Source organism: Evansella cellulosilytica DSM 2522 (assembly GCF_000177235.2).
GTDB classification, from domain to species: Bacteria; Bacillota; Bacilli; order Bacillales; family Salisediminibacteriaceae; genus Evansella; species Evansella cellulosilytica.
Genome location: NC_014829.1, coordinates 300,002 through 319,136 on the forward strand (window position 1 = coordinate 300,002; position 19,135 = coordinate 319,136).

Annotated in this window: 16 protein-coding genes; 12 read left to right on the forward strand and 4 right to left on the reverse strand. The window is 36.6% G+C overall.

Annotated features, from left to right (window positions below):
• Window positions 1-177 precede the first annotated feature (177 nt).
• From BCELL_RS01510 to BCELL_RS01530, 5 genes are all read left to right on the forward strand, one after another.
• Window positions 178-687, forward strand: a complete 510-nt coding sequence (locus BCELL_RS01510) for a GNAT family N-acetyltransferase (RefSeq protein WP_013486907.1) — start codon at window positions 178-180, stop codon at window positions 685-687.
• Between the two features lie 281 nt (window positions 688-968).
• A complete protein-coding gene (locus BCELL_RS01515; RefSeq protein ID WP_013486908.1) occupies window positions 969-1,820 on the forward strand; it encodes a manganese catalase in 852 nt (283 codons plus the stop codon).
• Between the two features lie 364 nt (window positions 1,821-2,184).
• On the forward strand, window positions 2,185-4,644 hold the full coding sequence (locus BCELL_RS01520; protein ID WP_013486909.1) for a beta-mannosidase: 2,460 nt from the start codon (window positions 2,185-2,187) through the stop codon (window positions 4,642-4,644).
• A 20-nt stretch (window positions 4,645-4,664) separates the two neighbouring features.
• Entirely contained in the window at window positions 4,665-6,029 is a 1,365-nt protein-coding gene (locus tag BCELL_RS01525) for a GH1 family beta-glucosidase (protein WP_013486910.1), read from the forward strand.
• 161 nt (window positions 6,030-6,190) lie between these two features.
• Window positions 6,191-7,024, forward strand: coding sequence for a sugar phosphate isomerase/epimerase family protein (locus tag BCELL_RS01530; protein ID WP_013486911.1), 834 nt, complete (start codon window positions 6,191-6,193; stop codon window positions 7,022-7,024).
• Window positions 7,025-7,111: 87 nt separating this feature from the next.
• On the opposite strand, the gene BCELL_RS01535 is transcribed toward BCELL_RS01530, so the two are convergent.
• The gene (locus tag BCELL_RS01535; protein WP_013486912.1) at window positions 7,112-7,552 is read right to left on the reverse strand and encodes a Dps family protein; all 441 of its coding nucleotides are present in this window, start codon (window positions 7,550-7,552) and stop codon (window positions 7,112-7,114) included.
• Window positions 7,553-7,757: 205 nt separating this feature from the next.
• Between BCELL_RS01535 and BCELL_RS21400 the strand changes: the two genes are divergently transcribed.
• The 5 genes from BCELL_RS21400 (at window position 7,758) to BCELL_RS01560 (ending at window position 13,986) form a co-directional block, all read left to right on the forward strand.
• The gene (locus tag BCELL_RS21400) at window positions 7,758-10,046 is read left to right on the forward strand and encodes a putative bifunctional diguanylate cyclase/phosphodiesterase (RefSeq protein WP_013486913.1); all 2,289 of its coding nucleotides are present in this window, start codon (window positions 7,758-7,760) and stop codon (window positions 10,044-10,046) included.
• 343 nt (window positions 10,047-10,389) lie between these two features.
• A complete protein-coding gene (locus BCELL_RS01545) occupies window positions 10,390-11,334 on the forward strand; it encodes an ROK family protein (RefSeq protein ID WP_013486914.1) in 945 nt (314 codons plus the stop codon).
• Window positions 11,335-11,455: 121 nt separating this feature from the next.
• On the forward strand, window positions 11,456-11,788 hold the full coding sequence (locus BCELL_RS01550; protein ID WP_013486915.1) for a hypothetical protein: 333 nt from the start codon (window positions 11,456-11,458) through the stop codon (window positions 11,786-11,788).
• A 329-nt stretch (window positions 11,789-12,117) separates the two neighbouring features.
• Window positions 12,118-12,570, forward strand: coding sequence for a MarR family winged helix-turn-helix transcriptional regulator (locus tag BCELL_RS01555; protein ID WP_013486916.1), 453 nt, complete (start codon window positions 12,118-12,120; stop codon window positions 12,568-12,570).
• A gap of 15 nt (window positions 12,571-12,585) precedes the next feature.
• The gene (locus tag BCELL_RS01560; RefSeq protein ID WP_013486917.1) at window positions 12,586-13,986 is read left to right on the forward strand and encodes an MATE family efflux transporter; all 1,401 of its coding nucleotides are present in this window, start codon (window positions 12,586-12,588) and stop codon (window positions 13,984-13,986) included.
• Between the two features lie 5 nt (window positions 13,987-13,991).
• Here BCELL_RS01560 and BCELL_RS22395 read toward each other — a convergent pair whose 3' ends face one another.
• The 3 genes from BCELL_RS22395 to BCELL_RS01570 all read right to left on the reverse strand — a co-directional run bounded on the left by BCELL_RS22395 (window position 13,992) and on the right by BCELL_RS01570 (window position 17,034).
• On the reverse strand, window positions 13,992-14,138 hold the full coding sequence (locus BCELL_RS22395) for a hypothetical protein (protein ID WP_013486918.1): 147 nt from the start codon (window positions 14,136-14,138) through the stop codon (window positions 13,992-13,994).
• A gap of 872 nt (window positions 14,139-15,010) precedes the next feature.
• Entirely contained in the window at window positions 15,011-15,433 is a 423-nt protein-coding gene (locus BCELL_RS01565; protein WP_013486919.1) for a universal stress protein, read from the reverse strand.
• 137 nt (window positions 15,434-15,570) lie between these two features.
• Window positions 15,571-17,034: a SulP family inorganic anion transporter gene (locus BCELL_RS01570; protein WP_013486920.1), complete on the reverse strand. Its 1,464-nt coding sequence runs from the start codon at window positions 17,032-17,034 to the stop codon at window positions 15,571-15,573.
• 923 nt (window positions 17,035-17,957) lie between these two features.
• Between BCELL_RS01570 and BCELL_RS01575 the strand changes: the two genes are divergently transcribed.
• Together BCELL_RS01575 and BCELL_RS01580 are read left to right on the forward strand one after the other, a co-directional pair.
• Entirely contained in the window at window positions 17,958-18,245 is a 288-nt protein-coding gene (locus tag BCELL_RS01575; protein WP_013486921.1) for a hypothetical protein, read from the forward strand.
• Window positions 18,246-18,333: 88 nt separating this feature from the next.
• Window positions 18,334-18,795, forward strand: coding sequence for a spore coat protein (locus BCELL_RS01580; RefSeq protein ID WP_013486922.1), 462 nt, complete (start codon window positions 18,334-18,336; stop codon window positions 18,793-18,795).
• Window positions 18,796-19,135 lie beyond the last annotated feature (340 nt).

Consider the following 19,135-nt stretch of genomic DNA (forward strand, 5'->3'; position numbering starts at 1 on the left):
CTCGTAATGAAGCAACCAACACTCGGCATCAACAATATAAACCGAATCGCGGCACCTCAAATATATATTGCCATAGAATCCCACCCCGAAGCTAAAACACTCTGCTTTGATTTTTCATAAAAGATTCATGTATGATAGTGTAACTAAGTGATTTTACACGGTAGAGGGGTATGTTCGATGGAAGAGATCGTTATTAGACAATTGGAAGAAAGTGATGCAGCGGAATTTCTAGACATTCGTTTAAACGCGTTAAAAAGCAATCCAGAAGCCTTTGCCACTACATATAAGGAATTAATGGATAGTGGAAATCCTTTAGAACAGTTAAAGAAACAATTGAAAAGTGACCAATCGTTTACATATGGAGCTTTTATTAATAAACAGCTAGTAGCAATTGCGACGATAAGACTGTATGCAATAGAGAAAATGAAGCATAAAGGAATGCTGTTGGGCATGTTTGTTTCTGATCAAACGAGGGGATTAGGAGTTGGCAAAAGGCTGATGCAGGAAGTGGTGAAAGAAGCTAGAAAAATTGGGCTAGAACAGATTCAGCTAATGGTTGTCACGACGAATAAAGCGGGGAAGGCATTTTATGAATCATTAGGGTTTGAAACATATGGTATTGAAAATAATGCTATGAAGTATAACGGTGAATATTGGGATGAGGAACTAATGGTGCTGTTTTTATAATTGTTTAAAGACCACAACGACGTTTGAGAGACGACGTATGTGGTCTTTTTTGAAAGGTAAGAATAAATTTTCTAATGTGTAGCTCCAGGCGCCACACCTCGTGTCAAATAACCCCTCCTTAAACAATGTAAAATACATCTATCGATCCAAATGTATAAGTAGTATAGACAACTGCCTATTTGTAAGGGTACACGCCCAAAAGTAGAACGTTGACATGCAGTGGTGAATTACGTAATAGGGAAGAAACTATATACTTATACTTAAGGAGTTGGAAAAGAAGTATGTTCTATCACATTAAAGAGCTACAATATGATGCGAAGCCAACTAGACCAGACCCAGTATTTGCTAAGCAATTACAAGAAGTTTTAGGTGGACATTTTGGGGAAATATCTGTAGCGTTACAATATTTATTTCAAGGCTGGAACGCACGAGGTGACGAAAAATACCGTGATTTGCTCATGGATGTAGGAACGGAGGAACTAGCGCACGTAGAAATGCTAGCGACAATGATTGCAAGATTATTGGATGGTGCATCATTAGGAGACCAAGAGGATGCTGCTAAAAATCCTGTAGTAGGTGCAATCATGGGAGGTATGAATCCTCAGCATGTTATCGTTTCGGGGCTTGGTGCTATGCCAGCTGACAGCGTTGGTAATCCGTGGACGGCATCTTACATTAAAGCGAGTGGCAACTTGTTAGCTGATTTCCGACTAAACTTAACGTATGAATCTCAAGGTAGACTTCAAGTGACGAGATTATATAATTCTACGAATGATCCTGGTGTAAAGGATATGCTGTCTTTCTTAATTGCTAGAGATACGATGCACCAAAACATGTGGGAGGCAGCGATTTCAGAGCTAGAGGCGCAGGAGAATATTGTTGTTCCAAGTACTTTCCCTAAGCATTTAGAAAAAAATGAAGTAGCATACGACTTTTATAATCTATCTGAAGGAGAACAAAGTAGCCGTGGAAGATGGGCGAAAGGTAAGAGTATGGATGGATTAGATAAGTTTAAGTATTATTCTAAGGCGCCAGCATATGGTGAAAAACCATTTCTAAAACCAGCGCCGAAACACATTCACAACACTTTACCTACAATAAGATCGGAACAAGATGAGGGAGAAAACGAATAAAACTGTGAGTGAATGAAAGTGGCTCAGCGGGTAGAAATCAACCTGCTGAGTCATCTTCTTTTTTAAAGGGTGTTTTCTTAAAAATTGTTGCTTCTCAGATTTGGTGAAACAAAGGGGGGTGACTCCGTCGGAATAACATATAAAGAAGTGAAAATACTATTTTTTGAATAGTGATACATATGTGAAAATGGCTGAAATAACGTAAATAACAAAAATATGTTGGTTTTAATGAGAAATAAAGAGATATTTATTTACGAAATGTATATGTGATGGTATTATATTTGTTGTAATAATAACTAAATGATAACAAAAATAACAAAATAAACAAAATACTGATTAGGTGAAGAAAACTGGAGGGTGAAAAATGCAGAGGATTACTTTAAATGGAGATTGGGATTTTCGTAAAGTTGGGGAAAACGAATGGTTAGTTGGTAAAGTGCCAGGGTCTGTTTATAATGACCTATTACAGCATAAAAAAATGGAAGACCCTTTTTATCGAGATAATGAAGATGCAGTGAAAAAGTTATCGGAGTTTGATTACGAATATAAAAGAAGTTTTCAAGTTGATAGTAGCTTTTTAGAAAATGATTCACAACTTCTTATATTTGAAGGTGTTGATACGCTTTCTAAAATATTTATCAATGATACTTTAGTTAATGAAACGAATAATATGCATCGACGTTATGAGCTTGATGTGAAAGGAATTGTGCAAGAAGGAGAGAACGATATTAAAGTTGTTCTTCTGTCACCACTTCAGTATGTGGAAAAGAAGCATAATGAAAATCCTATTTGGGGTGTAACTGATGCAGTCGAAGGCTTTCCTCATTTGAGAAAAGGGCATAGTATGTTCGGTTGGGATTGGGGACCACAATTACCTGACTTAGGCATTTGGAGAAATGTTTCCTTAGAAGGGTACAGTAAAGCGAAGCTTCAAGATGTGTACGTCACGCAAAAGCATGATGATCATGTTGTTGAGCTGTCAGTAGCTATTGAGAAAGTGCAGTTTTCTACTGATACTACTACTGTTTTCACGAAGGTGTATGATCCTGATGGTAACTTGTTAGAGGAATCAGCCAATACTTCCGAAAATAACAATATTCATGAAACCTTTACAATTCCTAATCCTCAGAAATGGTATCCTGCTCAATATGGGGAACAGCCACTTTACTTAGTAGAAGTAGAAGTGGTTGTTAATGGGAAAAAAGTAGATACTAAAAGCCTACAAATTGGATTAAGAACGATAGATATTGTTCAAGAAGATGATGAATGGGGACAATCATTCTATTTTAAAATAAATGGAACGCCTATTTTCTCAAAAGGTGCTAACTACATTCCTGAAGATAACATATTGGCGAGAACGAGTCGAGAAAAGACAGAAAGGCTAATAAAGGATTGTGTGGCAGCAAATTTTAACATGATTCGTGTGTGGGGTGGCGGTCATTATCCAGAAGATTACTTCTTCGAGCTTTGTGATCAACACGGGTTGATTGTATGGCAGGACTTTATGTTTGCATGTGCGGTTTACGATTTATCTGAAGAGTTTGAAGCAACAGTGAAACAGGAATTCATCGATAACATTAAAAGAATACGCCACCATGCGTCATTAGGTATTTGGTGTGGGAATAATGAAATGGAATCAGCTTGGGTTGATTGGGACTTTCCAAAGACAGAAAAGCATAAACTAGATTATTTAAAGTTATTTGAAGAGATTATCCCAGAGATAGTGAAAGAATATGACCCACAAACTTTTTATTGGCCATCATCGCCATCATCAGGAGGTGGCTTTGACAAGCCTAGTGATGAAAATATAGGTGATGTCCATTATTGGGATGTATGGCATGGTCTCAAACCTTTTACCGAATATAGGAAGTTTTATTACCGATTTGTGTCTGAGTTCGGATTTCAATCGTTCCCATCGCTAAAAACGATAAAATCATTTACGTTACCAGAGGATCGCAATATTTTTAGTTATGTTATGGAGAAGCACCAAAAAAATGGGACAGCTAACGGAAAAATTCTATATTATTTATCGGAAAACTTTAAGTATCCTAAGGATTTTCATTCTTTACTATATACGTCGCAAATCCTACAGGCTGAAGCGATTAAGTATGGTGTTGAACATTGGAGAAGAAACTTCGGAAGATGCATGGGGGCAATTTATTGGCAATTAAATGATTGCTGGCCTGTTGCTTCATGGGCAAGTATTGATTATTATGGTAGATGGAAAGCTTTACACTATTTTGCTAAAAGATTTTTCTCTATGACGTTAATATCTGCAAAAGAAAGTGCTACAGGCGCAGAGATTGTAGTTACAAATGATTATGAGAAAGCTTTCCGTGGTAAAGTAAAGTGGGCGCTTAGAACAAACAGTTCAGAAGTAGTAAAGCAAGGTGAAGAAGAAGTTATTGTAGACGGTGTATGTGCAAAATCAATTGTTCACTTAGATTTTAGCAAGGAGCTAAAGGAAGTAAATCGAAAGTCATATCTGGAATATCAGCTTATCGACGAACACGGATCTAATATAAGTAATGGAACAGTTCTGTTTGTGCCTGCTAAACATTTCGAATTTTTAAATCCAGAACTCGATTTACATGTGGAAGATAAAAATGATCGCTTTATCCTATCAGTAAGTGCAAAGGCGTATGCGAAATACGTAGAAATAGATCATCAAGAATTAGACTTCATTTTAAGTGATAATTACTTTGACATTTCTGCTGGAGAAGAAGTAAAGGTCGAGCTAATAAAAGAGCCTTCATTATCTAATATTAGTAAGGAACACTTACTTAATGGATTAACGATTAGAAGCTTGTACAACACTTACTAACAACAGAGGAGGCAAAAAGAATGGCAATTATTCAATTTCCAAAGGACATGAGATGGGGTACTGCAACAGCGTCCTATCAAATTGAAGGAGCAGCAAATATTGATGGAAGAGGTCCATCTATTTGGGATACGTTCTCCAAAACTCCTGGTAAAGTTTTAAATGGAGATAATGGGGATGTAGCTTGTGATAGTTATCACCGTTATAAGGAAGACGTAGCAATTATGAAAGATTTAGGAATTACTACATACCGTTTCTCCTTTGCGTGGCCAAGAGTTATTCCAAACGGTACTGGTGAAGTAAACCAGCTAGGTTTAGATTTTTACCATAATTTTATTGATGAGTTAATTGCTAATGATATTGAGCCAATGGCAACACTTTATCACTGGGATCTACCGCAAGCGTTACAAGATAAAGGTGGTTGGGGTAGCCGTGAAACGATCGATGCATTTGTTGAGTATGCAGAGCTTATGTTCAAAGAATTCAACGGAAAAATTAAGTATTGGATTACTTTCAATGAGCCTTGGTGTGCATCTTTCTTATCTCACTACGGTGGAGAGCATGCGCCAGGATTTACAGATTTACAATTAGGGATGGATGCAGCGCATCATATGTTAGTTTCTCACGGTAAGGCTGTTCAAAAATATCGTGAACTTGGTGTTAAAGGTGGCCAAATCGGCTATGCACCTAACGTAGAATGGAATGAGCCATACAGTAACAAACAAGAGGATATTGATGCTTGTCGCCGTGCTGGTGGATTCTTTATCGAGTGGTTTATGGATCCGGTATTTAAAGGTTCTTACCCTCAATTTATGCTTGATTGGTTCAAAGAAAAAGAAGGTGTTGAGCCACCAATTCAAGATGGTGATTTAGAAATTATTTCACAACCAATCGACTTCCTTGGTATTAACTATTATACAGGTAGCGTAGGACGTTATGTAGAGGATCAAGCTGCACAACAGCATTCCTTATTTAATCATGAACGTGTAGATCAAGGTTACCAAAAGACAGATATTGGTTGGAACGTATATCCAGAGGGCTTTTATAATGTACTGAAATACGTTACAGACCTTTACGGACAAGTGCCAATTTATATTACAGAGAACGGGTCTTGCTACAACGATGAGCCAGAAAATGGGGTTGTAAAGGACGATAAGCGTATCGACTACTTAAGACAACATTTAACTGCACTTCGCCGTGCGATGGACTCTGGTGTAAACATTAAAGGATATATGACTTGGTCGTTACTTGACAATTTTGAGTGGGCTTGGGGCTACTCTATGCGCTTCGGAATTGTACACGTAAATTACCGTACATTAGAGCGTACGAAGAAGGATAGCTTCTACTGGTACAAGCAAACAGTAGCTAACAACTTCTTTGAAGTATAAAAAATAATGATTAAAAATCCTCCTTAGAATATCTAAAAGCTAAGGGGGATTTTTCATTTTATAGGAAAAAATATACTCGATGATCAAAATGTCGCTGTATTGACGACAAGAGCGCTCACTAGAAGCTGAAGATAAGTTCAAAGAAGGAGGATGTCGGTTTTATGAGACTAGGTGGTCCGGTTTTTTTTAAAAATCATGATGCTGAGAGCTGGGCAGAAGCAGTAAAGGTGGAAGGCTACAGAGCAGCTTTATGCCCTGTGAATTATGAAGACGGTGAGGAGACAATTAACGCCTATAAACGCTCAGCGATCAAGAATGATATCGTCATAGCGGAAGTAGGGGCTTGGAGTAACCCGATTAGCCCGGACGATGAGATGCGGAGATCTGCGATAGAGCATTGTAAAAGGCAGTTGGAGCTAGCTGAAATGTTAGAGGCGAAGTGTTGTGTTAATATTGCAGGATCACGTGGGGAACAGTGGGATGGTCCGCACGTTGATAACTTTAGTGACGATACATTTACGTTAATAGTCGATACAGTAAGAGAGATTATAGATGCCGTTCAACCGAAACATACTTTTTATACGTTAGAGATGATGCCATGGGTTTATCCCGACTCTAGTGATACATATTTAGCTTTAATAAAGGCAATTGAACGTGATGCTTTTGCTGTTCATTATGATCCGGTTAATATCATTACTAGCCCTAGAAATTATTATAATAATAAAAATATGATAAGGGATTTCTTCAAGAAATTATCGCCTTATATAAAAAACTGTCATGCGAAAGATATTAACCTATTAGGGAAATTAACTGTTCATTTAGAAGAAGTCATACCGGGTAAAGGATTATTGCATTATCAAACGCTATTAACAGAGCTAAATAAGCTTGATAAAGATACGCCGCTTATTATCGAGCATCTTTCTACGGAAGCGGAATATAGAGAGGCTGCTAACTACATCCGAAGTGTAGCAAATACGATGAACATTGATCTATAGTATAAAGGAGAGCTAGAAGATACAATTATGGTATCTTTTTTAGCTCTCCTTTTCAAAAAAAGATTAGAAATTATCCGTCGAGTAGATTTAAGATAAGTAAGCTTTTAGCATCCATATGTGTTTTTCTACGGAAGCTTTCATACTAATAAAAAGGTCAGCTGTGACGTGATCATTATTTTCTTCTGCTATGAAAATAGCGTCGTTTAGCTCCTCTGTCATAAGTGTAAAATCATCTGTAACATTTGCAACCATTTCCTTAGCGTGAAGGTTGCCATCTACTTCTTCAATGGAAGCATTGTCAATAAATTCCCGTAATGTAGAAATTGGTGTTCCACCGATACTTAAATGTCTTTCAGCAATTTCATCGACATAGCTAGTTGCTTCGTTATATAACTCTTCAAACTTTTCGTGAAGTGTAAAAAAATCCGGTCCTTTGACAAACCAGTGAAACTGGCGCAGCTTACTACCTATGATATTCCAGTTTGCTAAATGTAAATTTAAAGCTTCGTATAATTTTCGTTCGTTCATTATAATCTCTCCTTAATAATAATTATTATAATATATATTATAATACTAAATAAAAATAATATCAAATAATAATTATTATAAATAATGTAGGTATTTTTGATATAAGGGGAATACATTTTTCAAAATAACTTTAATTTCGACACTATTGGTAGGATAATAGAACTATAGATCGGATGCTTCGACCGGATCAAGGGAGGGAATAAAAATGAAGCTAAAAGTTAAAACCGCCATTGTCATTCTATCAAGTGTATTCACTCTTTTAGTTATTTTATTTATTTCCATTAACCCTATTATGTTAAGTCAATATAAGCAGTTGGAGCTAGAACTTGTTGAACAAAATAACGAACGTGTAAAAAGTGCGCTAAATAATGAGTTAAATCGCTTAAAAATGATAGTACGTGATTATTCCGTATGGGATGATACATATCAATATATGCAAGATGGAAATGAACAATATATTAATAGTAATTGGGTTGAGGACACGTTTAATACTAACAATATTAACTTTGTTGTATATATATCTGAAGAAGGTGAATTGCTATACGATCAAGGCTATGATGCTGTCACAGACTCATCTGTACATATTGAGGAATTACTGGATTGGGAAGAGCTACAACCATTCATTTTTGAACAAAATAGCGTAATCATTCTTGGGCATGAACACCCTATTTTTGTAGCGTCACATCAAATATACCCTAGTCTACAAAACGCACCAGCAAATGGGGTTTTGTTAATGGGGAGTGTGATAGATTCGACTGTAGTCGAAGCGCTTTCGGCTACAACTCAGTTACCTCTCGAACTAAGCTTAAGCCAACAATATGAAGAGTCAACTGTCAAACTGTTAAATGACGAGTTAATACAAGGGAATTATTTTTTTCCAATTGAAGGGACTTCATTGGAAGGTAATTTAAGCTTTACGCTTGATAGGGATGTTTATCAAAGTGGACGAAGGGGTTTAATAGGCTTTTTTACTTTATACGCTTTAATAAGCCTATGTCTTACTGCTATTTGTATTTACTCTTTAGATAAGTTTATCTTATCAAGGTTCACTACTTTATCGGATCAACTAAAGGAAATACAACAATCTCGAGATTTGAACAAGAGGATTGTTGTAAGTGGAAATGACGAAATATCCAGTTTAAAGCGTGCAATTAATCACATGCTGTATGCTTTGTTCCAATCGCAAACAGAAATACAGAAGCTCGCATTAACGGATGAATTAACAGGTCTTTCTAACAGGAACGATTTTAGAAGTCGTTTTGAGGTAATGGTCAAGGCTGAAGCGCAACAGCGTATTGCTATTTTGTTTATAGACATTGACTTATTTAAACGGATTAATGATGCACTTGGTCATTACGTTGGTGACACTGTCATTAAAGAGACATCAAAGAAATTAAAAGAAAATATACCTCCAGATGCGATCGTTGGTCGGTGGGGCGGAGACGAATTTATCGTTGCACTACCGTTTGAAGAAGAGAGGGAGGTTGTAACACTTTCTAAACAGCTATTACTTGATATAGCAAGACCCATCGTAATGAAGGGATATACGTTTGAAATTACATCTAGTATTGGTATTAGTACAGCACCTAATGATGCGAAGGAGCCGGAAGACCTTATTCGACAAGCAGATATCGCGATGTATGAAGCGAAAAGGCACGGTAAAAATCAGTATAGGTTTTATCAAGATGTGGCTAAGTACGCATATTTTAATCATTATGTATCTCTTGAAAATGATTTAAGATATGCGCTACAAAATAACGAATTCAATATTTATTACCAACCTATTATGAATGCTGACGGAAATGTATTAGGTGTTGAAGCATTATTGCGTTGGGAGAATCGTGATAAAGGAATGATTCCACCTGATAAATTTATTCCTGTTGCTGAAGAGCTAGGGATGATGCCTTTCATTGGAAAATGGGTACTAAAGGAAAGTATTCGACAAGTGAAAAGGTGGCATGAATTAGGCTATGAGGATATTTCATTATCTGTAAATGTCTCAAAAACACAATTAGTCAGCAACGACTTTTGTTCAATTGTTAAAACGACTTTAGAAGAATGTGATTTTCCACCAGAATTACTTGTGTTAGAAATAACGGAAAGTGATGTCGCTATTTATATGGAAAAATTAACGCTCGCTTCAAAAGTATTAACAGAAATGGGAGTGAAAATCTCACTAGACGATTTTGGAATGGGTGCTTCTTCCTTGCATTACTTAAAGGAAATTTTTGTTGATCAATTAAAGATTGATCGCTCATTTGTAAATGGCATCCCGTCAGATTCCTTCGATAGTGCGCTACTTTCAGGAATAGTGACATTATGTAAAAAATTAAAAATTGAAGTAGTTGCAGAAGGCATAGAAACAGAGGAGCAATATATTTATTTAAAGGAAGACAACATCTCTCTGCAAGGTTATTACTTTAGTAAGCCTTTACCGAAAGATGAAGTAGAGATGTTTATAATTGAAAAAAATAATAGTATAGAAAACAGGTGATTTATATTGCCTGTTTTTATTATGGGATATTATTTAATTAAAAGGCTCTGTTAAACTTTGTTGTTGATTTTCGCTTTCCGCGGACAACGCCTCAGCCCCCTTCGGGGAAAAACACCCCTACGGTGTCTTCAGCAGTTGCTTTTCCCGCAGGAGTCTCATATTCTCGGCTACAATCAACAGGGCTAAAAAACAACACTATACTTTAACATAGCCAATTAAAATAAATATTTTCTGTTCACAATAACAGTGGAATATTGTACGATTACAATAGGTTGTTTTGTTATTTATGTTAGCTATTATTTTTCAGTTATAATAACAAATTAAAATAAAGGATTGGTGAATCGTGTATATTATTGGAATTGATATTGGTGGAACGAATATGAGGGTAGGACTATTTAAAGATGGAAATATGATAAAAAAAACAAGTGTATTCACACGTACAGAAGAAGGTGTAGTGGCAATCATTACTAGGCTTAAGCAGCTGATAGTCAATGTGCTAGAGCAAGCTAATATTGAAATGGGACAAGTGAAAGGGATCGGTGTCGGTTGCCCAGGACCACTTGACCCGTGGAAAGGTGAGATACAATCCCCACCTAACTTACCTGGTTGGGATCACATCCCATTAAAAAAGATACTAGAAGAAGAATATAGCTTACCAGTGTTTTTACATAATGATGCAAATGCTGCAGCTTTAGGTGAGTATACATTCGCATATAACAGAAATGTTAACAATCTCGTATATATTACGGTAAGTACAGGGGTTGGCGGGGGTGTCGTAGCCGACGGACGTTTATTATTAGGTGTAAATGGCAGTGCTGCAGAAATAGGGCATATGATCATTAATCCAAATGGGAACTTGTGCTCATGTGGTAATAGAGGCTGCCTAGAAGCCCAAGCATCAGGTACTGGGATTGTTTCAAAAACGAAGGCTCTTCTACAAACAACTAAGGAAGCGTCTGTATTGAAGGGGAAATCTAAGCTTACTTCAAAAGATGTGTTTGTTGCAGCAGAAAATGGAGATGCACTCTGTAAAAGAATCATTGAAGAGGTGCAATTTGATTTGGCATTAGGTTTAACAAATATTGTTCATGCATATAACCCAGAGATGGTCGTTTATGGTGGAGGGGTTATGCAGGCAGGTGAATCATTTATTAAACCAGTTATCGAAAAAGCGGAAAAAATGATTTTACCAGGTATGAAGGGAAGGCTCACATTTGCAGCTACCAAATTAGGTGGGGAGTTAGGTTTGTACGGTGCAGCGGCTTTAGTTGATTATTTTCAAGAATAACTTTCATTTCTAATATGGATTAAAATAAGTTTTTCCTATCAAAATAGTAGGAAATAGTTCACTTTTCCGAGCATACCATCTATAATATAACTAATCAATGATAGAGAATGGAGGGGAACGCATGAAACGATATATGATGATAGGTGCAGCGGTTATTATATTGGCCTTCTTTAGCTGGTTTTCGTTCGGTCAAGGACTACCACATGAGCACCGAGTTGCTGCAGACCATGCCATTGATTTTATCGCAAGTGAACATGCGCTCTCAAAAGAAGCAATAAAGTTAGATGGGATTAGATATTGGGAAGAGGAAGACCGATTTTCATTAAATATACTCGATGAATCAGAAGATAAAATGTATCAAATAGCCTTAAGAGTTGCAGAGGATGACGAATTAGCCTTTATACTTGATGTAACAGGACAATTTGATGATTTCGGTTTAGCGTATTGTCATTGATCAACAACAATATATATTTCAATCCGTGATGTTGTTAGGCATCACGGATTTTTCTGTTTAGTAAAATGTCTTTTTGTCGCAGTTGCCAATGGGTAGCAACGAGAAGTATAGAGGAATGTGGATGAAGTATCTTCACCATATCTGTTCCCGAAGCTAATAAGGGCGGTTCAAAATCAACCTTTTGAGTCGCCTTCTTTTTATTTTGTTTTACTTAGTTTTACGAAAAGTTAGGTAACGAAATTTATGTTACGGTATTCGAAATAAATTATTGAGTAATATCGAAGGCTGATATATAATTAGGTTTATGAATTAATTAGGAGGCTAAGTAAATGTCGCGGCGAGAAATGGATCAAATGTTTGGATATCATATAGGAGTTTTATCCCATCTCATACAAAATCAATATAATAAAAACCTATCTCAATTTGACTTAACCATTTCTCAAGCGAAAGTATTGTATTTACTTTCTCACGATGGTGACAAGCTCCAATCAGAGCTACAGAAAAGACTTTTTATTCAAGCTTCAACAATGAATGGCATTATAGATTCGATGTTAAAGAGAGCTTTAATTGAGAAAAGAGATAGTCAAGAAGATAGGCGTTCAAAAGTAATATCATTAACGGAAAAAGGGATCTCAATAGAGCGAGAATTATGGGTGAATCTAGACCATATGGAGCGTGAGTTATTAGCTGGTTTTTCTATCGAAGAACAACAACTCTTAATGATGTGGTTAAAAAGGATGAAGGAAAACATGCAGGAAGTGGATCGGGACAAAACAACGTAGAAAGAAGGACTATATATGGATCAGAAACAACAAAGTGAAAGGTTAGGTACGGAGCCGATATCGAAGCTATTACGAAGATTATCCATTCCAGCAATGATTGGGATGTTTGTAATGGCTTTATATAACGTTGTCGACACAATATTTATATCTTATTTTGTCGGTATTACAGGAGTCGCAGCAGTAACCATTGCTTTTCCTTTAATGATGATTATGATGGCTATTGCAGCTGCGTTAGGTGTCGGTGGTGCATCAGTCATCTCTCGCCGTTTAGGGGAAAGGCGAGAAGAGGATGCAAACAAGGTGTTTGGTAATATCCTCTTATTGGTTATTGTTGTAAGTATCTTCGGAATGATAGGTGCTTTTACATTTTTAGATCAACTACTTTACCTTTTTGGGGCTACAGATAACATTATTGGTCCTGCAAGAGATTATATGCTACCGATCATGTTAGGAACATTTTTCTTTTCATTTGGTTTTACAACAAATGCAATTATTCGTTCAGAAGGGAATGCGCGCTTTGCAATGATGATGATGATCATCCCTTCTATCTTAAATATTTTACTAGACCCTATTTTTATCGTTGTTTTAGATATGGGAGTTCAAGGAGCCGCTATAGCAACAGTTATTTCACAAGCCTTTGTTACTATTTATGTACTCCGTTATTTTATTTCAGGGAAAAGTACATTAACAATTTCAATTGCCAATATGAAGCCACATTTTGCACTTATAAAAGAAGTGATTACAGTAGGTCTTCCAGCCTTTTTTAGACAAGTAGCAGGAAGTGTAATGATGATCGCTATTAATGCAATGCTTATCCAGTTTGGAAGTGAATTTCATGTAGGTGTATTTGGGATAGTGCAAAGAGTATTGATGTTTACACTAATGCCGATGATGGGTATTTTACAAGGTATGCAGCCGATGATTGGATATAATTACGGAGCAAAAAATATAACGCGACTACAAGATACGATATGGCTCGGTTTAAAAGTTGTAACAGTTTATTCTGCTATTGTATTTGTTGTTGTCATGACTATTCCTGAGCTGTTTATGCGAATTTTTACATCTGATCAAGAGGTAATTCAATCAGGAGCAGAAGGTATGCGTATTATGTTTGCAGCGGCAATATTAATTGGAGCACAAGTAGTCAGTGGTGGACTATACCAAGCTTTAGGAAAAGCGAAGCCAGCCCTAATCCTATCAATGGCACGTCAAGTATTATTCCTTATACCACTAGTACTTATTTTGCCACATTTCTTTGGAGTAAAAGGTGTCTGGATCGCTTTCCCTATCGCTGATATTTTATCATTTGCTTTATCAGCTGCTTTTCTATATCGTGATCGGAAACTATTTTTCATTAAATCCAAGGACAATAGTGATCATGATACGTTAGGAACAGAGCGGGTTGTTTCATCATAAGGGTATTAATCTAGCATGCTATTTCCATTGACTCTGCCATTATAGCTATCTAAAGCTTTGAAAAAGCTAAGACCTGACCCAATTAAGAAGAAAATAGATCCAATTAGGAGTAGTCCACTTGTCATTAGTGAAAAGCTTTCTTTTTTCATCATTCTCACTCCCGTTTTCGGTGTGATTTGGGACTTAGCATTACTATTAATTTATGAATATTGAGATGATAATGTGATAAAGTGTGTTAAAAGTGGAAAAGGTACTATTCAGAGGTTGATTCAAAAGGTTACATTTCACCTTTTGAGTCAACCTCTATGCTTGCTTGTTCAATTGAGTGAGTACTTATGAAGGAAACGCCGTTTGACTATGGAGAATAAAGGGATTTAGGTTTAAAACTCTATGGGAGCAAGAGGTATTATCTGAGAGTCGAATAAAGTTAGATTAAAAACCCGTCAGAGCGAGAAACATGACCTGAGTGTCCATTAAACAGGATTAAAAATCCGGTTAGAGCGCGAGTCATTGTCTGAGTGTCCATTAAACAGGATTTAAAATCCGGTTAGAGCGAGGGTCATTGTCTGAGTGTCCATTAAACAGGATTAAAATCCCGTTAGAACAAGAATCATAGTCTGAAAGTCCAATAAACAAGGTATAAAATCCCATCAGAGCGAGAAACATGACCTGAGTGTCCATTAAACAAGATTTAAAATCCCGTTAGAGTAAAACACAGTAACTGACAGGAGAATAAAGCAAGATTACCATTTTCCAAAAAATAACTAAAAGAAAACTCACTAGTACTTTAAGAGAAACAACTAAATTCCATCGCTTGAAAGAAAAGAAACTTTCCTTTCCTAATAGCTATAAAAAAGTTCTAGCATGGTTCCATTCGATCTCGCCCACTATAAGATAGCCAATTATAGTAGCCTTTAAGGGATTGCGGCGGCTTCGCACATTGCTTAGGGCCACTGAAAAAGTGAAAGAACACTACTTTTTCAATGGCCTCAAAAAATGCCACCTATTTGAGTAAACCTCATTCTTATTTGACCATTAATACTGGAGCTTTTGCATATTTCATTACTTTGTGACTTACACTGCCTATAATCATTGTTTGTACAGTGCTTAACCCACGACTGCCAAGGACAACACAATCGTAGTTGCCTTCGTTAGCATGCTTAATAATAGATTCTGCTGGCGTGCCTGCATGTAGGATTGTTATCTTTGTACTAATTCCAGCGTCGTTAATCAATTCTTCAAATGAATGTAGCATTTGTTGTCTGTTCTTTGAAGCAGCTTCTGAATCACCATATTTTAAAATATCCGATTTTGACTTAGAGCCATCGACGACATAGAGGATCTCGATCGTTGCATGATCAGTTAGTTTTCCAAGTTCGATCGCTTTTTCAGCGGCTCTTCGTGAATGGTCAGACCCATCAATTGCTAGCAATAAGTGAGAAAACATGATTTTTCGCTCCTCTCTTTTATTAAAGAAAGGGTTAGTCTCAATAATTCTAGAATTTTTGCCACTGAAAAAGGCGGTATGGACTTTTTCAGTGGCCTCTCTAGTAATTCTTAGGAGACTAACCCTTATACAAATCGTTAATGCTCTGATGCTTTACTTAAACCACCAATTTTTTTCAATAAAACAGAGCTTTCTTCGTTTAATCCTTTAATTTCTACCTTAATCGATTTTTGCTCAAATTTACCTTCGATTTTATCGATGGCTCCTACTGCGGAATCATCCCAAAGATGTGCTTTTGAGACATCTATAATTACCTTCTCTATATCTTCATTATAATTTACTTTGTCCAAAAAGTCTGTAACAGAAGCAAAGAATAATTGACCTTCAACATAATACGTTCTTTCTAATTTATCGTTAGATAAGACACTTTTTATTTTTACTTTAGAAATTTTCCAAGCAAAGAATATCGCACTCAATACAACACCAGCTAACACACCTTGTGCTAAATCGTGCGTATAAACGACAGTTCCGACAGTCACAATCATGACAGCAGCATCTGTACGTGGAATTTTATGAATGTTCGTTAACGATCTCCAATCAAAAGTTCCAATTGACACCATGATCATGACACCAGCGAGAGCCGCCATTGGAATTTGGACAACAATATTTCCTAATACAATGATAAGGAACATGAGAAATGCCCCTGCAACTAAAGCAGAAAGTCTTCCACGACCTCCAGACTTTACATTGATGACGGATTGGCCAATCATCGCACAACCAGCCATCCCACCAAAACAACCAGTAATAACGTTGGCGATACCTTGTCCACGGCTTTCTTTGTTTTTGTTACTTTCTGTATCTGTCATATCATCGACAATAGATGCTGTTAATAGGGACTCGAGTAACCCAACAATAGCAAGAGCTAAAGAGTATGGGAAAATAATCATTAATGTTTCAAAGGTTAATGGAATATTAGGTAATGCAAACACAGGTAACGTTTGTGTTAATTCACCCATATCTCCAACTGTTCGAACGCCAATGTTCATTATTAAAGCAATCGCAGTTACGACGATGATAGCAACTAAAGTAGAAGGAACAGCCTTTGTAAATCTAGGTAAAATATAAATGATTGCTAAAGTTAAGGCGACAAGGGCATACATCACCCACGTTTCATCGACAAAATGCTGTAGTTGAGCTGTGAAAATTAAGATTGCTAATGCATTGACAAAGCCAACCATTACGGAACGTGGAATAAACTTCATAAAAGTAGCTAATTTGAACACACCAAATAAAATTTGCAATATACCACATAAAATGGTTGCAGCAAGCAAGTATTCTAATCCGTGATCAGCAACAAGCGTGATCATGAGTAATGCCATAGCACCTGTGGCAGCAGAAATCATACCAGGGCGTCCTCCAACAAATGCGATGACAACCGCAATACAGAAGGAAGCATATAACCCTACCATAGGATCTACTCCTGCAATAATAGAAAAGGCAATAGCTTCAGGAATAAGCGCCAGGGCGACAACAATTCCCGCTAATACATCTCCTCTAACATTTCCTAACCATTCTTTTTTCAGTTTTTGTGTAAAATTCACTGTTGCACCTCTTTCAGTTTTTTGTTTAAACGATGTTAAACTATCGTGTTGGGATCCGTTGTTTACCAAGGGGAGTAATTTAGTCTACTCATATCTTCGGGGTCTTCAGCCATTGCTTCCCACAAGAAAAGTAATCAACGTTCTTATTACAACATGGATATTTAACAAAGCCTTTTTATTAATGAAATGAATTTCTCCGTAAGAAATTCGACCGGCAAGAACAAATGGATTTTAACAAATATTGAATAAAAAAGAAAACCGAATGTAAGCGTATGACAATTGGTGAATACGCTTGATTACGACGATTTACACTTGATTACTTGCTATTCACAAAAACTTCAAAATGATAAAAAAGATCTTTTCCAAAAATGGGAATAAGTATTTTATTCTTTGTTATTTAAACAAACGATTATTTAAAAATAATGAAACGAATACGTCGAGAAACAAGGACTTTCATCGAGGCCACTGAAAAAGTACTTAAATTTAAAGGGCAGCCTAATTAATATAAGGTTGTTTGAATATAGAAGTTGATGAGACCTGTGCAAACTCGCTTTCCGTGGGCGGCTGGTGAGCCTCCTTGACCTGCGGTCTGCGGGGTCTCACCCCTGCCTTTGATCCCACAGGAACGAGCGTTACTTCGTCGCCTTATGCTTCGAGTTGTCTCGACGGATACGCTCCAAAGCATATGCTCGTAGAGGAAGAGACAGTTACCTCGCTTGCTCCGGTCTCATCAACTTTCCCTATAATGAGGGATATTGAATATTAATGCAACGAAACAGCAAGTTTTTCACTTTTTCAGTGTCCTCAAAGAAAGAACACCACTTTTTCAGTGGCCTTTCATCGGTTTACTAGTCACTCTCCTATGCAAAAAAAAGAACCGTGCATATGGTGTAGTATCGCGTGAAATGTGAGGAGGGGATTTTGTGAAAGGGCAACAAGATTTAATCAATATATTCGTAGATAAAGTTTTGGAAAAGCACAACGTAAAACCAGAGACAGCTGAATTAAAAGATGATGAAAAGAAAAGAGTGAGAGATATCATCGAAAATATTCAAGAGGATGTAAGTCGTTTTCTAGAAAATTATGAAAAGCAAACGACAGAACATGATGTTCAGGAAGAGCAAACAGCAGAGGCTTCTGAGCAGGGAGATGCTACGATCCAAAAACCTACAACAAAGCCAAAAATCTTTTATAATAAAGACGAAAATTAAATTGTATGCTCACCCTGATTACTTCGTCCAATCTAAATGACTAACTCCACATACAGTGTTACTGAAAACACAAAAAGGAGGAATTAAAGTGAATCAGGAAGTATATCGCTCAACAGACTCAAAAGATAAAAAGTGGAATGCTTTAGATCCAATCAGTAAGCACCCGCTTTGTGATACGCAAGATGAAACGCAAGATGCAGCGAACAAAAATAAAACATTACAGCTCAATGAAGAATATATTTTAATTAAAGATTCATGTGATGTAACAGTGAACTCAACTGATACGAAAGCAGCGGTTAACCTTCAGATTGGTCTACAAGCTGCAATTGCAGTTTTAATTAGCATCTCAGTAGCAAGCTCAGAGACTGCTGAAAAGTTAACACAAGAGCTATTACAATCATCTAAAGTGAAGCAAATTTCTCGCCAGCAAACAATCGTAGAAAACTCAAGAAATGTTGATGTTTCAACTACAGATACGCAAGCAGCAGTTAACATTCAAATTTTACTACAACTATTATTAGCATTAGCTGTGAAGTTAGATATCCTTTAATTAAGTTGGAAGTAATAAGCCTGCACCTTATATGGTGCGGGTTTTTACTATACCTGAGTCCGTTACTGGCGGACGCACCCTAAAAATTTGTTACAAAATTCAATAATACTTGCTTCAAAAATGGTATCACAGCACGTAGGATTTAATTGAAATTTGGTAATCATAGTCCCTGGTTCCCAACAATTAAACGGATCTATTATGCTTTTTCCTCTTGATCCAATATTATAAAATGTGATTTGAAGCCTGAAAAAATAGTATGATAATCAGGATTTTAAGAATCTAAAGAACAGTTCAAAGTTCATAAACGAAGTTGATATGACAGGAATCTAGGAGACTCCTG